Source organism: Sphingobacterium corticibacterium, assembly GCF_004208525.1.
Classification (GTDB): domain Bacteria; phylum Bacteroidota; class Bacteroidia; order Sphingobacteriales; family Sphingobacteriaceae; genus Sphingobacterium; species Sphingobacterium corticibacterium.
Genome location: NZ_SGIT01000003.1, coordinates 58,123 through 74,507 on the forward strand (window position 1 = coordinate 58,123; position 16,385 = coordinate 74,507).

General features: G+C 44.4%; 7 protein-coding genes. All 7 read right to left on the reverse strand.

The window, feature by feature from the left end; translation table 11 throughout:
• Window positions 1-698 precede the first annotated feature (698 nt).
• On the reverse strand, window positions 699-4,991 hold the full coding sequence (locus EWE74_RS15250; protein WP_130142470.1) for a two-component regulator propeller domain-containing protein: 4,293 nt from the start codon (window positions 4,989-4,991) through the stop codon (window positions 699-701).
• Window positions 4,988-6,154: a glycoside hydrolase family 88 protein gene (locus tag EWE74_RS15255; RefSeq protein WP_130142471.1), complete on the reverse strand. Its 1,167-nt coding sequence runs from the start codon at window positions 6,152-6,154 to the stop codon at window positions 4,988-4,990. Before EWE74_RS15255 ends, EWE74_RS15250 begins: the two co-directional genes overlap by 4 nt.
• A gap of 1 nt (window position 6,155) precedes the next feature.
• Window positions 6,156-6,701, reverse strand: a complete 546-nt coding sequence (locus EWE74_RS15260; RefSeq protein WP_165384741.1) for a hypothetical protein — start codon at window positions 6,699-6,701, stop codon at window positions 6,156-6,158.
• Window position 6,702: 1 nt separating this feature from the next.
• Window positions 6,703-8,361 carry a RagB/SusD family nutrient uptake outer membrane protein gene (locus EWE74_RS15265; protein WP_130142472.1) on the reverse strand — a complete coding sequence of 553 codons (1,659 nt, stop codon included), beginning with the start codon at window positions 8,359-8,361 and terminating at the stop codon, window positions 6,703-6,705.
• A gap of 11 nt (window positions 8,362-8,372) precedes the next feature.
• The gene (locus EWE74_RS15270) at window positions 8,373-11,498 is read right to left on the reverse strand and encodes a SusC/RagA family TonB-linked outer membrane protein (RefSeq protein WP_206365272.1); all 3,126 of its coding nucleotides are present in this window, start codon (window positions 11,496-11,498) and stop codon (window positions 8,373-8,375) included.
• 133 nt (window positions 11,499-11,631) lie between these two features.
• Complete coding sequence (locus EWE74_RS21495; RefSeq protein ID WP_394343228.1) at window positions 11,632-15,198, reverse strand: alginate lyase family protein; 3,567 nt, start codon at window positions 15,196-15,198, stop codon at window positions 11,632-11,634.
• A gap of 21 nt (window positions 15,199-15,219) precedes the next feature.
• Entirely contained in the window at window positions 15,220-16,266 is a 1,047-nt protein-coding gene (locus tag EWE74_RS15280; protein ID WP_130142474.1) for a glycoside hydrolase family 18 protein, read from the reverse strand.
• Between the last annotated feature and the right edge of the window lie 119 nt (window positions 16,267-16,385).

The window sequence follows — 16,385 nt, forward strand, 5'->3', positions numbered from 1 at the left end:
GTAAATATTTCCGAGATTTACCGAACGGTCGACGATGTTTGGCATTCCCTTCTTACCAGAAAGGGAATGGTTCTTTCTATCTTGTGATTACTTTTTCATAACAAGTGATCCCTTTTTTCCATCCGGTGATTCCTTTACGGGAAAAAGGGAACGGTCTATACGATAACGTATCCCCTTTGCGCGATCAGGTGATCGCTTAGCCGTGTTTACCATTCGCTGTATCGTAAATGGTATCCCCTTTTCCGAAGGATGTGTTCCCTATAGAATATTCCGTAAACACTTAACGCCACCAAGTAGTTCCTTAATGGTGTAGAGGAAATGGTATATTCCATCGAGTGATCCCTTTCTGATATCTGGCATTCCCTTTCCGGCATTCCGTGTTTCCCTTCTGGTATAAGGTATCCCCCTATTGGTACAAAGGGGACGGTTCTTTCCGAGGAGTATTCCCTTTGTACGATTAAGTAACGCCTTTTTAATGCGAAGTGTTCCCTTTCTCCGATAAAGCGTTTGGTGTATAGCTAAAAAGGGAACACATTATTTGATACGGTATTCCCCTTTCAGCCAAAAGCTTTCCCTTTCTGGGATATAGTGTTCCCTTCACAGGAGAAAGGGTTCGGTCAACGTCATAAACCGTACGGTTTATGGGGCTATTTTGGGGGTTATTTTTATAATTTACAGACTCCGTTTAGATAATCTCTCTAGTTACGGTTTTGAAAAATATGAAATAGATTGTGCTCGTCGATAATCCGCGCTTTTTCCACGGGTGTCATCTCCGCAAACCTCTTCGGCGTAATACCATAATACGATTTAAAGGTTTTACTAAACCATTTGGGATCCGAATACCCTACTTGGTAAGCAATGTCACTTATTCCTAATGATTCGTGGTCGAAAAGCTCCGTTGCCCGTCTCAAACGTAGCATATTGATCAGTTCTATGATACTCATCCCCGTAAGTTGTTTAATTTTTTTATACAGCACAGGTCTGCTCATACCCAACTCAGACGATAATTGCATGACATTGAGATCTTCACTGGACAACCGGCTTTCTATAACGTTAACAATACGATTTAAGAACAACTGTTCTTCGTTTGGCTTCTCACTTCGTTTATCCTCCGTAGCCAGCATATATTTACGGATAAACCAACGCCTAGCACTTTTCTTCGTATAAAGAATATTTTGGATTTTGATCATCAGCAAGTCCATGTGAACAGGTTTGGTTAGGTAATCATCCGATCCTGCACCCATCCCTATCAGCATATCCTCTTCGGAGCTCAATGCCGTAAGCAATATCACGGGGATATGGGCTGTCATTTCGTTACTCTTTATCAAGTTCGTCAGACAAGCACCATCCATATTGGGCATCATAACGTCGGAGATCACCACATCCGGCAATCTCTCCCGTACAATATCCCATGCTTGTTCACCGTCACGTGCGGTAACGACCGTGTATTCCTTTACCAACTCCTGTTGCAAGAATAGTAGAATATCATCGTTATCGTCTACCACAAGTACCAATGCCGAGTCTGTTTCCTTTTCAACATTCGACTCGTCCGTTACTATGCCGTTGGTCAAAAAATCTATAGGTGTTTTTTCCGGTAACACCGTATTAGCTTCCTCCTTTATCGTATCAACAAAATCTACCTTGTCGGTATCAAAATGTGCGTTTCCAACAGGCAGCTCTAATGTGAAGACCGTAAATGAATCTGTTGATGATTTCTCATGCTGACTGCTCACATTAATCTTTCCTCCGTGTAGGCGGATGATATCACGTGTGAGGGCCAAGCCCAAGCCGCTACCATATCGATTCTTAGCAGACAATGGACTTCTACTTTGGTAAAAGAGTTCAAAAATAAAAGGCAGGTCTTCTTCCGTAATGCCCGGGCCATCGTCACCAATCTCCAGGCGTACAATTCCTTTTCCTGATATTTCGGGTATCGCCGATACGTGGATCCAAACCCGACCTCCTTGCGGCACAAAGCGCAATGCATTTCCCAAGAGATTAAAGAATACCTTTTCCATTTGCGTATAATCCAGCCAAACAACAGGGACGGGCTCTTTATACTTCCACTCAATGGCGACATTCTTCGCCCGAATCTCCTCTTGAAAGGACGCTAACACCTCTTGAATAAGTTCAAGCAGCTGATATTCACCCACATTTAACTGTACCAGATTCAATTCATTTTTACGGCTGTCCAACAGCTCGTTGACCAAACGCAAGAGTCTTTGTCCATTCTGCCGTACCACTTGTAGCGCCGATCGACGGGGATCATTTTCCGCTGTTTCCGAAAGCATTTGATGCACCGGTCCTAGAATCAATGTTAAAGGCGTTCTCAACTCGTGGGATATGTGGGTGTAAAAATTTGCTTTTATATCCGCCATCTTTTTCTCGTTGACGGCCTCTAATTGTTTTAGACGTAACTGATACTTCAATTCTCTTCGGGCATTAAAAAAGCGCCAAACCATAAGCAGCACCACCAAAAACGTTACAATATAAGTCGTATATGCCCACCAAGTGGCCCACCAAGGCGGCAACACAACGAGCCGAAGTTTTCCAACCTCTTCCGACCACACACCGTCATTTGTCGTTCCCTTCACCTCTAAAATGTATGTTCCCGGATGCAAGTTTGTATACGTCGCTGTTGGCACATTCACATAATTCCAATCCTCTTCCAGCCCTTCCAAACGATAGGCGTATTTGTTCTTCTCTGGCGTAATATAATTGAGTGTGGCAAAGTCTATACTCACATTATTATCCCGATATGATAATCGAAGTTCTTTTGCCATCGAAATATGCTGATTCGATAATTGATTACTTTCCGGGAGCAGCACTTTATTGTGTACCCGCACTTCAGAAAAAATCATTTTGGGACGAAAACGACTACGGGAGATTTTACTTGGGTAAAAAGCCGTAATCCCATGTGTACCGCCCAGTAAAAGCTCACCTTCCCGGCTGTGGCATACTGCTCCAACGGAGAATTCATTCCCGTGCAATCCATCTTTTAAATTATACGATACAATCTCATCTGTCGACGGATCGAAAGCGCAAATACCCTTGTTCGTACTCAACCATAATATACCATCCTCTTCTGCTATTCCCACAACATTATTCCCCGGAAGCCCGTTCTCGGTTCCTATTCTTCTGAAATCTTTCGTGGCATATCGAAATTCATTTAAACCGTCCATAGACGTCCCTATCCATAGCCTCCCTTTTTCATCCTCATAGACACTCAATATAACGTTTCCGCTGATGCTATGGGAATTATCCGCTTGGGGGTGAAAGACATCAAAACGATCTGCTCCTGCCCATTTAACATGCAGTCCATCTTCTGTTCCCACCCATAAGTTTTCGCGGCTGTCTAGATAAACGATTCTAATCAGATCAGAACCTAAGTGATATTGCGCTTTACCGGTAGATCGATAACTTTCAAAATACCCTTCCGTTCCCGCTTTCTTTACGTTCAATCCGCCACCATAAGTTCCTATCCAGAGGTTTCCTGCTTTATCCTCCGTAATTGAATAAACGTTATTATTAGATAAGGAGGATATATCATCTGGATCATGTTTATAATGCACAAAGCCCTGCGCGTCTTTCTTGAGCAAATTTAAACCACCGGTGTACGTTCCCACCCATAGATTGTCCTCGCTATCCAGATAAATATGTTTCACATGGTTGTTCGTCAAGGAGCGCGGGTCCTCTCTTTTATGTTTATAATGTCGTTTCACCCGTCTGTCAATTGTCATGTAATCCAATCCACCGCCCTCGTAGCCAATCCAAAATCCACCTTGACGGTCCTGTACAATACCGCTTACAACGCTGTAAGACAGATGGTCATCTTGTCCGTTTTTCCCATAATGTCGGAATTTTGCCAGATCTCGATCGAAAATACTGATCCCGCCGTAGTATGTCCCCACCCATATCGAACCTCGTCGATCCTGAAAGATTGGACGGATCGAATTATCGGCTAATGAATAGGTATCATGTTCATCTTTAAGGAAGGTAACAAAACCAAGTTTTTCATCATAATAGTTTAATCCATTGATCGTGCCAATCCAGTATCCGCCTTGCCTATCGCGAACTAAACTTCGCACATCGTTGCTACTTAGTGATGCCTGTCGGTTTCCTGCAGAGCCGTCGTTTGTGATATAACGAAACGTATCTTTCTCTTCCTCATATACATTAATTCCGCCTTCTTTGGTGCCCATCCAAAATATTCCGGGTTTCATCTCGTAGACAAAACGGACATCAGCACTGTTTAATGCGCCCCTTCGCTGCTGGATATCATAGATAAGTTGGGGAGTTGACTGTCTAGAAAGTCCTTCGAATACATATACGCCGTTTGTCGTACTCAGCCAATGTCGACCTCGACTATCCTGATAAACCTGTTGGACATTCCCCGAGCCCGGAGGGAAAGTATGCCCCGCAATGTTTCTACCATTAAAGACTAAGAAACATTGTAGTTGATTTTCAGGGTTGGATTTTAATAAAAACAGCCCTGCACTAGAACAAAACCAGACATTACCATTACGGTCCTGATCAATAGCATAGATAAACGGCTCGGGTGATCCTCTCCCTACAAGTGGAACCCTTAAAAATCGATCAGATTTCCGATCATACAAGTTAATACCTTGCCCCGTACCTATCCAAAGTCTGTTTTGATTGTCTTCAAAAATAGCCGTTACATAATTATCCGACAGCGATGTGCTATCAGAAAGTACATTTCTATATGTAACAAACCGATGCGCATCATACTTGTTTAGCCCGTCCCGTGTTGCAATCCACATCAAATCCAAATGATCCTGTGCTATTGCAAAAATGGTACTTTGCGACAAACCGTCTTTTGTCGAAACGTGCACAAACTTTACCTGATCAGCAAAAGGCTGCGCATGTAAAAAGTCGCTTATTAAACAGAGACATAACAGTAGTATTTTTAGGATTATCTTCATCGTCAGCTCGCGGCGGAATAACGCACGCCGAGGTGTCAAATTAATCAAAAATTTCCGTTTTTACGCAAAAGTGCCTCTAAATAATAATAGTCTGCATAGATCAACGGGACATCTACTTCCGAATGATGCGGTTTAGAGCCGGTGCTATGTGTCAACAGGAAGCCGCTGTTTGTACCTTTCGCATTCCTATAGTTGGCAGTCAAGGAAGTTATGATACGATCGGCTAGCTTCCTTAAAACAGGTTTATCGGAAATCAGATGGTCAAGTTCGTATAGTGCGGACGCCATAACAGCGGCTGCAGACGCATCTCGCGGCTCATTAGGAATAGTAGGAGCATCAAAATCCCAATAGGCGACACCATCTTCGGGTAATCTTTCTGACAACCAAGAAAAAAGAGCCAAGGCTTTTCCCAAAAAACGCTCTTCTTTCGTTTCACGGTAACACATCGTGAAGCCATATAAAGCCCATGCCTGTCCTCTAGACCATGTCGACTCATGCGCATAACCCTGATGGGTATGTCGGTGTTTCACCTCACCTGTTTGGGGATCATAGTCAACCACATGATAACTTCCTCCATCCGGTCGAAAATGATTTTCGAGGGTTTTGTCGGCATGTGATAAAGCTATCCGATAATAGGTCGAATCCCCTGTTAACTTCGTCGTCGCAAATAACAGTTCCAAGTTAAGCATATTGTCAATGATCACCGGAAATTGCCATTTATCCGTATTATGATCCCAAGAACGGATACAGCCCACCGTGGGATTGAACCGCGAAGAGAGCGTCTTCGCTGCATGGATAATGACGTCGCGGTAATGGCTATCGCCTGTTAGCTGATAACCTTTACCAAAGCTGTTGTACACCTTAAAGCCCATATCGTGCGTTCGTCCATTGTCCTTTTCTCCTTCTATTCTCGCCGTAGCCGTTTTTGCCCAGTCTTTCCACGATTTGTCCTTGGTTAATGCAAACATCTGCCACAGCACACCTGGATAAAAACCGCTCGTCCAATCGCCCCTACGCACCAGTTGCAATTCACCTTTTTCCATCGTACGCGGTGAGACCCCTATTGAATCCTTTACCAATTGTTCCGTATATTCTACCAAATGACGGAGCTGCTCCGCCGCATCCGCTACGATCTTCTCGTCCTGCCGAGATTGTCCCCATCCCGAGAAAGAATAGCAGACAAATATTAGACACCATATATACTTGTTCATATTAATCGATTTGAATAGTACGTCTAAACGCGGTAGAAAAAATGTCGACGCGGAACTGTTCCTGGATATTATCCACCAAATTAATATTAACAGACCGCCGTCCCGTAGCCGCCGTATTATTTAAAAGCTTGAGATAGATTTTAGCTTGTGCTTTCTTGGCATTAGGAAAAACCAATTGATATTTGCCCTCTACAGGATTAAGCACTTGTCCTGTTTCGTCGACGACTTCAAAGTCTTCTCCCCGGACTGCCGGAACTGCAGTTTCTGCTAAATCTCCCGTACTGACTTCATACGTTGCAACCGCATTATAATTACGCTCAAATTCTGAATAGAACTGCACCGGTAGCTCCAATAGCGTCGTCTGCTCGCTATTCACCGTCATCGCACTGTTATTATTCGGCACATAAACAATATAATAATGGTGTTCATATTCCGATAAGCCTGCGGGATAGTCTCGATCCTCGCAGCCAACAAAAAGAGTTGTCAATATACAGGCCGTGAAACCAAACGTAAGGCCAAGCATTATTTTATTTATTATTGTCTTCATATTATTTCCAATTAGGGTTTTGTGTAACATTTCCTCCACTCAGCGAGATTTCGTTCAATGGCACAGGATAAAGATAATCTTTTGCAGTATCAAAGCGTCGTGTCGAAGCCGCCTCGACCACGACAACCTCATCGTCATTCAAATTTAAATTGGAAACGTCCGCACCTTCCCAATCTGTTTGATTGTATTTAGCCCCCAGTATATGCTGGGTTAATACGATTTCTGCCAACTTCCAACGTATAATATCTGTATACCGAAATCCTTCTAAGGCAAGTTCCACTGTGCGCTCGCGCCGTATCTCCTCCAGCATATTCAGCTGGTGATTAGCCACAAACGCATTTGTCAATTCCACGTTCATCCCCACCCGGCTCCGCAATGCATTAATGGTACGGTTAAGGTCACTATCGGATATCTCACCGTCCAATTCATATTTTGCCTCGGCATATGTTAATAAGACCTCCCCATAACGGATCAGAATTTTATCCGTTGTTCCAGCACTATTAATTTGCCAATCTTCTGCACTAAATCCTTTTTTCGTTGCATAACCTGTGCGAGAGCCTAAAGTTGTAGTTGGTATCCACGGCCCTTTATACGCCTGTTCGCCTGCCTGGAAAAGTGTATAGCTTAAACGGGGGTCACGGTGATCAAATATACTATTGTACCGCTCCTCATCTCCCTCTTGAATATAGAACGATGATCTATTTTCTTTCAGTTCGTTGTGCTCATTATACGCCGGAAGTCCGTCTTCATACAAGTATTGACGAATCAAGTTTCGTGTAACTGCCACACGTCCATTCTCCAAATCGCGCGAGTAATTATGTCCAAGAATCAAATTTGATGAGCTTTCGCCATAAATTTTAACAAAAATATTCTCTTTATTTGCTGGGCCGTCACCCTCATTCACAAATAATCTTCCATAGTCTGCAAACAGTACGTGGCCTTCGTTCATCACGAATAATGCGGCTTCTATCGCCTGCTGCAAGTGCTCTTCGTAACCGCTTTCACCATGATATTTCCCAAATGTGCCGAGAAATAATCCGACTCTTGCTTTCAGTGCCTGTGCCGAGCTCTTGGTTACACGACCATAATCTATAGTGGGCAAAGCACCGAATGCAGGCAGCCAGTCCTTAGCAAAATCAAGATCCTCGTATATCTGCGTAGCAATTTCACTTTTTGCTGTACGCGGCATCTCTAATTCTTCCGAGTCAAAATCTAATGTTGCCGTTACTAAAGGTACATCGCCATAGCGTTGTACGAGTTGAAAATACGCATAGGCTCTAAAAAATCGTGCTTCAGCCAAGTATCGGTTCCTTACCTCATCGGCAACCGACGCTCGCCCACCTTTCTCCAGTATATTGTTTGCCGTAAAAATCATGTCGTACGGATCAGACCATTCGCCGCTCGTGCTCGGAATACTCCAGGCGCCATTGCTTGTCAGGTTCACCGTTTGATTCACATTGTCGTCTGCGCGGGCATCCAACTGCACTCCACCAAGCTGCTGGTATAAACGATTGGCGGCAAATTTAAGATCATTCTCTGTGTTCCAGAAGTCCTGATCGGAGAATTCCGTTTCGGGGAAACGATCCAAGCTACAACTACCCAAAAAGATAATCAACGTAGCTAGCGTCACTGCTTTTATAGAGATGTTTATTACTTTCATAGTTTTGTCTTTTAAAAGGTTACATTTAGACCAAAAGAAACAGAGCGGAAGAACGGATAAGCCGTCGCGGACACATCGTTCGGAACTTCAGGATCGAATACATTCAACACATCTGTGTGCTCCCACAAATCTTGTCCAGAGAAAAATACCCGAAGCTTTTGGATCGCCGGAGTACGAAGAGGAACCGTATAACCTAGCTGCAGATTTTTAAGGCGGACATAGGCCCCGTTCTGAATATACCTGTCCGATGGTCGATAATTGTGCGCACTCGTTTGGTACATTCGAGGGAAAAAAGCTTCTGGATTATCTGGTGTCCAGCGGTCCATATGGATAGTCCACGGTAAATCCGCAGTACCCAACATAGGCGACAGTGTAGCTTGATTGATCAAAAACACCCGTTTGGCGACCCCTTGAAAAAAGATGCTAGCGTCAAAGCCCTTCCATTGAAAGTCCAGATTAAGTCCATAGAAATAGCGCCCGTTAGTCGTTCCATAGTTTATTAAATCCCCAGGTTCCTCTGGTGTACCCCCACCGGCGCTGATTACCCCGTCGCCATTTAAATCCAGGTATTTAACATCTCCAGCCCCCGCATTGTTCGGAAAAAACGGTGTAGACACCGATTGTTTATATTGATCGTATTCCTCTTGGGTCTGGAAATAACCGTCTGTCTTATATCCCCATACTGTATTCATCGGATACCCTTCCAATAGTTCCACATATCCTTCGTTGATGATATTTCGACCATCAAACTTCACCAGTTCATTTTGATTATCCGACAGGTTCAATCCGATAGAATAGCTGAAGTCATTTACTTTATCACGCCATTTTAGATCAAACTCCCAGCCCCAACTTTTCAGCTCTCCGACATTAAAACGGGGCACATTAATTCCAATAATGGAAGGTAAATTTAGAGCTGCCAGCATGTTTTTATTACGCTTGACGTAGTAATCTCCAGTAAATGACAATCGGTTCTCTAGGAAAGTCATGTCCAAACCGATGTTACTCTGTTCGACAATTTCCCAAGTTTTCTGTGCGGAAGCTAACTCTCTTTGGTACAAAAACTGTGTCCGTAGGTTGTTAAACACCAATCGATCTTCTTCGCTTGTAGGCACATTCAACCCACTAGTTAGTAGCGGAATATAGTCGTAAAACCCCAAGGAGGAGCCATTTCCCAATTGCCCCCAGGAACCCCGTAATTTCAACTGATCAAAAATACCGTTATCACGCAGGAAATCTTCCTGATCCAAACGCCATGCTGCCGAGAAAGACGGAAATAATTTCCATCTATTTTCGGGAGCCAGACGCGAACTACCGTCGTAGCGGACGGAAGCTTCAAACAAGTATTTCTCTTGAAAATTATAGTTCAAACGACCAAAATACGACGCAATTGCCCATGTCTCGACCAAATCGCCATTGGTCTTGGTTAATGGATCACCATAGTTTAAGCTAAAAAAGTCGTTGGTGATCATAGACTGTGCTCCTGCCGTGAGTTCATCCTTACGGTATTCCTCATAAGAAGTTCCACCCAAGAGGGTAAAATGGTGATCGTCTGCCACATCGAAATTATAGGTAGCTACCGCTTGGAGGTTATTGAGATATCCCCTATTTTTTGTGTTTTCCGTGCTATTTGGATTATGGATGGAGAAGCGTGTGGTATTTGTAGAACGTCCGTACCACATCAACGTACGTCGGTTACGAACAGACGAATAATAATCCTGATTACGCGATCCACTCAAATCTACCGTTAATCCCTTTACAAGGTCTTTAATTTTCAAATTAGCCCGCCCCGTGAAAGACTCATATAAACGTCGCCATTCGCCGCCGTTTTTTTGAATATCCACAGCGTTTATCTGCAAATCCCCGTTATAGGGTTGCCCGGTTACATCTTCCTCCGGAACATATAAGCTTTGGCGTGTACGGCTTCGATACAAACGATTGATGATCTGATCCGTACCATAGGCATTTTCATTTACTTCAGACCCTACGTAGTTAGCTGAAATATCCAAGCTGATGTATTTGTTTACTTCGGTGCTGAGGTTAGTACGTAGCGTATAACGGGAATTGTCATCCGGTCCGTATCGTAATACTCCGTCACGGTGATAATAACCGGTTGAGATATTATAAACCGTTTTTTCTCCTCCCCCACTGACAGATAGATTATGATTGTGCATCCCACTATATTTATTCATCCCCTCCGTCACCCAATTGTTGTTTCCAAAATATTCCCACCTATCTTGCGTTGGGTTTGGACGCACAGAGAAGTTCGGGTTTTTCAACCACTCTATTTGCTCTTCGGTAAATTCCGGGTTTCCCGTCGCATTTAGCCGAGATTCATTAATTAGAATCTGTTCATCCCAGGAGTTTAAACGTTCCGGTCTGCGAGCGGCCACGTTTACACCATAATAGTTATTGTAATTGATAATGGGTTTACCTTGTTTTCCCTTTTTTGTCGTTACTAAGATAACACCTCCCGCTGCTCTCGCACCATATATAGCCGATGCCGAGGCATCTTTCAATATGGATATAGATTCGACATCTTCCGGATTAATCAGATTCAGATCCATTTGTATACCATCCACCAGTACCAAAGCAGACATTGCATTCGCAGAACTGAACCCACGGATACGAATACCATATCCCTCGCTACCTGGTTTACCGCTTCCACGCGTGACAGCTACGCCAGGCAATGTTCCTTGTAAGGCTCCGGTCAAATTAGCCACCGGCCGGTCGACGAGTTCATCGCCACCAATCTGTGAGACGGCTCCACTGAGGTTAACCTTCTTTTGGGTACCATATCCAACGACCACGACTTCTTCCAAAGCCCCCTGATCCTGCAGAACCACGTTGACTGTCGTTTGTACTCCCACTAAAACCTCTTGTGTTTGGAATCCTACCAAACTGAATAATAAGATTGCTGATTCTCCCGCTTGAATTTCGTAGACACCACGTTCATCGGTGACTGCTATCTGCGAACCATCTTTGACTTTAACCGTGACGTTAATAGCAGGTGTTCCATTCTCGAAACGAACTTCTCCTCTTATTGTTCGCGCCGACTGGGCATAAACAAAATTTAATGTTAAGAGCATGTAGCCTATGATTAGTGCACCATTGCTCATTCGGTTTAAAATTTTTATCATAACATGTTGGTTTAACTTGGACTTTTACGTCTATAATTTGAGGTCTCTCCATACAAAGTTCCACCTTCCTGTGTATTTTGGGGGAGAGAAATTGTTTATTTGAGAGGATAAATCGCTCTACATCGTTATTTTGTTACATCCACAGTAAAGGATGACGAATTGGGGAGTTGCGTTTTACCTCTAGCTCATTGTAATCCAAGGGTAATTGACCCCATAACTGCAGCCATTGTGACTGCTCGAACATAGTGCTTCCCAAAAGTAGAAATGGATGGGCTATAGGCCAATTATCCCAGTACATGACATCTTTACCAAAAGGCCAGGACACTTTGCTCTTGACATAAGGCACCATAAATTGTATTGCCTTTTCGAGATTCTTTTCACCAAATTGAAAAGTATGAATGGTCGTATCATCGTCTTTTAACATATAACATATACCCGCAAAGACATCTAGATTAAACAGCGAATAACCATAAGGCTTAGTACGTTCCAATTCTAATGGGAAGCTCCCGTCATTTGCCATTTGATTAGGCAACAAAACGGAGCGATATCTTTCATTTGCAAAGGCTAACGCCTCCTCATCTCCAATATACTGTGCAAAGGCTACAACCTGCAGGATCCAGCAGGCTGCATGATTATTTTTTGTGTCTCTTTCCTGTAAACCGTAAGGATGTGTCATGATCCATTCCAAATAAGTCGAAAACCAAGATTTTGTTCCTACATAGATTTCATGTGGAAGCTCACGGGCGTCATGCAATACTTTTAGTGCACGCGCCACCTCTACGAGGTGAATGCCATCAATAATGCCGATGCCACGCCCAGTGGCTATACCTTTTATGGCCTGTGCATATTCCATGGAGGGATTCATTTTCGTTTTCGGATCTATGAACCATGCCTTCAAGTGTTTCAATGAAGCATCTCGATAGCGTGCGTCGCGGGTCAGTTCCCATGCCGAGACCAGTGTTCCAACGATGTCGCCTAAGCGCATAACAAGGTTTCGGTGATCTATAAAATTATCAGGGTTACTCAAACCATCTTTCCGGATGTAAGGCCCTTCGGGATTATTCGGATCCGGCCACCAATAATCCCCTTCCGAATAAAAGTCGTGCTTTCCGCCAGCACTGCGTGGAGAAACACTGCTGGTAACCGTTAACCGAGGTAAGGTTAACGCTTCTTCCGCTTCCTTCAATACACTCGCTTTAATGCGCTTTGACACCTGTGCCCTGACATTGACAGTGGTATGGGACAGATCCAAGATACAGGTATTCAAGCTGTCAGCCTTAACCGTGACCACCACATTCTTTCCCGTACGTACTAAAAGCAGCAAAGCTCTACCGTTATAGGCTTGCAGACGCCGGCTGCCATCAGAGGTTCCCTGATCCACTAACAGTTTTCCTTCGCCTACCGCATCGAAGCTAATATAGTTACTTGCATCGAGACAGCGCACACCATTTTCATCAAAGAGCTGTGCCTGTAGCAAAAGTGTATCCTGTTGTTCTTCCAAGACCTCTAGTGCCACCCGTACTGGCTTGCCCCAGCGTTCAGTCTGATATTCCTGTACCAGCATGTCACGGATCGTCAGTCCGTTTTTATATCCGATCGCTTCCAGCTTATTTTCACCGGTTTTAAATTTCACCATCCAGCGTAAACCTGCCGCCGGGAAATCCTGGCTATCGCGTTTTCGCTTACCCAAGCTTTCCCCATTGAGGAACAGTTCTACTTCCTGGCAATTCGAATAGACTTTCACCATCCTCTCTTGTCCCTCATTTCCCCAACGGACCGGCCAGTTGTGTCCATAAATATGAATCATCGGTTTCTCGGCCCAGTAGGATTGAAAAACATAATAGGATTCTTTCTTCTTAAAATCACGTGCCACGACGCCCTTTTGGTTCATGTAAGGAACAGGGTTTTCAGGGCGTATTGGTGTAGTGAAGTCTTTGAAAGGCCAATAAGCTGTACCGGTGAGCCAAGGCATCGTTTCCTGTTCCTTTAAATGCCAGTCAATCAAATTCACCATATAACTCTCGCTCCAATCACCGTCCTTCGAAACCCGCGACGGTCCGCCGTACAAGGATGCATCACCTGCGCGTTCATCAGCAGTAGTACTACGCATCACTTCGGATAACCCGGCATCTGGTGTTTCCGAATGCCGACCGGCATGACTGTCACCTCCCCATTCCACATGCAGAAAATGATCTACCCTTTCAAATTCATTCCTACTCGCTTTTTTATAATCGGTATATACACCACGATACCAACCAGCCCATATCGACGGTGAATACACATCCACAATATCCTTACAGAAGTCGCACCGTCGAATAGCCGTTTTACGGCTATCGTCCAGCTGATGCGACAGGTCGTGTAACTCTTTCATAAATGCCCTTATTTTCTGTTGGTCAAACTCATCAAAATCGCCCGGCCAGTCATTCTCATTACCTAAGCCCCAGATGATAATGGATGGATGGTTAAAATGTTGCTGAATCATATTCGTCAGCATCCTTTTCGCCTGCTGCTGATAAACAGGGCCACCTAGCCCCCCACGACACCAGGGAATCTCTTCCCACACCAAAATACCTAATGAATCGCAGGCATCCAGGACAATACCCGACTGCTGGTAATGCCCCAAACGAATAAAATTGACACCCATTTCTTTCATCATCCGCATTTCCTGCCAGATCTGCTCCTCGGTCATAGCAGGCCCCACACCTGCATGGTCTTCATGCCGATGGGTACCCCGTAACAACAACCGTTTTCCGTTGAAGTTAAATGGCCCCGACCGGACGAACTCAAAATTCCGAAAACCTATCCGTTCGGAGATCAAGGCCGTATCGACACCCTGTATCACTGCGACTTCTAGGGTATATAGATAAGGGTCGTTTGGAGACCACATATTTGGTTGCTGCACACGGATATCCCCTAGCATTTGGACTTCGGATCCTGTCTGTAACTGTACGCTCTTGTTCTGCTGAGCGACTATCTTTCCCGATTGATCTTTAATAGTAGTATGGATGTCTGCAATAGACACTTCATCTGGGTTCCACAGCTGTGCCCGCAAAGCGACCATTCCATCGTTGTCCGTCAACTTCGTATCCGCAAAGAGATAACGGGCAGAAAGTTTCGGCACATAACATAGATTGACATAACGATATAAACCACCATACACATTAAAATCAGACAAATCCGAAGGAATGATCTCGACATCTCGCGAATTATCCGTACGGACCAAGATCGGAACCAGCCCGTTGAAACGCTTCGCTACATCCGTATTGGAGAATTGTGCTACAGCGTCCGTGATATCAACATACCATTCATCGTATCCGCCAACATGCTCACCGACTTTTTCTTGATAGACATACACCTCGCTCTTCTGTCCGGCACCTTCAAAATGCAGGATCGTCCGGCCATCGAGATAGGGATTCTCGATATCCAAATACGTTCTGTACCAAGCAGGGCCTTGGTAATAATTTTTTTCGGGATGCACCGCATCGATCGCGTTGTAGCTATGTGGAAGCGTTATCTTTTCCCAAATAGGTAAGGTTTCGGGTGCACCCTTAGGTACTGGCCGCACGCCCTCCCAAATGTCACCCAAATCCCCTCGGACAAACTCCCATCCATGCAATAGACGATGTTGCTCTTGCGCAACCACCTTTAATCCCGGTGCTATCCCAATTAAAACAAATAACCATAAGAATTTTCTAACCATAATCATCTCTCGTCGTATTTTCTATTTTATAATCCCATTATACACGGCGCGGCGCAGTATTCCTTCCGAGGTGTCGCCGGCATATTCCCAATACATTGCACCCAACAACCCTTGATCGCGAACATAAGCACATTTAAGGGCGATGGATTCAGGTGTTTCATAGGTCAGCACAAATTCCCCATCTCTATTTATCATGTAATTAGCTTTGGCCTCATCGTCCCATTTTTTCTCAAATCCCTCCAATTTCAACAGGTCTTTATAATCGATGAAACTTTTTACTTCTTTTTTATTTCCCCGTCCGTAGAATGGGATTCCCAAAACAAGCTTTTCTACAGGCATACCTGCTTTAACATGTGCTGCTACCGCTTCTTCGCAGGTAGTCCCTCCTGACAATGGCGAACGATATAAGCTGGCATGGTGATACGGTGGATTGCCGGAATCGTAGGTCATGATATTAACAAAGTCAACGGTAGATGCAATATCCCGAAATGCAATATACTTTCCATTTGCCGCCGAAGCCAGCGTCAGCAATTTTCCTTTTCCGATAGCGCTGCGGATGTCGTGCATCAATAAAGTAAAGTTCTCCGTGTCTGCGGGGGAGGACGAAATTCCTCCTGCCGAACTGGTGGGATACTCCCAATCGATATCAATGCCGTCCAGTTTGAATTGTTCCACGATACGCAGACAATCTTTGGCAAATTCTTCACGACGGCCGGGAGAGGCCGCCATCTCGCTAAACCTACCGCTTCCCCAACCACCGATAGACAGCAGGACGTTCAAGTGAGGAGATTGTTTTTTCAGTGCCACGAGTGCCTGTAAACGCTCTGGCTTATCGACCCTGACCCCATCAAAATTATCATTGACATGTCCAAAGGCATAGTTGATATGCGTAACATAAGCGGGATCGGGCATGACCGCCGTCCAAGATGTCACATAAGCGATAATAACGCCATCCGCTTTTTTGCAAGCTAGGGTAGTTTGCGGATACCATCCAACAAGCACGACCAGGAAAAAGAGGTAAAAACAAAAAACAGCCTTTCGGTTACTAGGCTCCCTTACATACACCATGACAATAGATTTACTTAATTTTTCAGTTTACTGGACGCAAGATGCATATACAACGCCTGCGATAAGAGGAGTTATCGTTCAAAAAGGTGTATAATTTGGTGTAGGAGGAGAAGAATTTA

Excerpts from the sequence above, each read along its gene's own strand:
- EWE74_RS15255 (WP_130142471.1), bottom strand. The coding sequence starts at position 6,154 with ATGAACAAGTATATATGGTGTCTAATATTTGTCTGCTATTCTTTCTCG.
- EWE74_RS15260 (WP_165384741.1), bottom strand. The coding sequence starts at position 6,701 with ATGAAGACAATAATAAATAAAATAATGCTTGGCCTTACGTTTGGTTTC.
- EWE74_RS15265 (WP_130142472.1), bottom strand. The coding sequence starts at position 8,361 with ATGAAAGTAATAAACATCTCTATAAAAGCAGTGACGCTAGCTACGTTG.
- EWE74_RS15270 (WP_206365272.1), bottom strand. The coding sequence starts at position 11,498 with ATGATAAAAATTTTAAACCGAATGAGCAATGGTGCACTAATCATAGGC.
- EWE74_RS21495 (WP_394343228.1), bottom strand. The coding sequence starts at position 15,198 with ATGGTTAGAAAATTCTTATGGTTATTTGTTTTAATTGGGATAGCACCG.
- EWE74_RS15280 (WP_130142474.1), bottom strand. The coding sequence starts at position 16,266 with ATGGTGTATGTAAGGGAGCCTAGTAACCGAAAGGCTGTTTTTTGTTTT.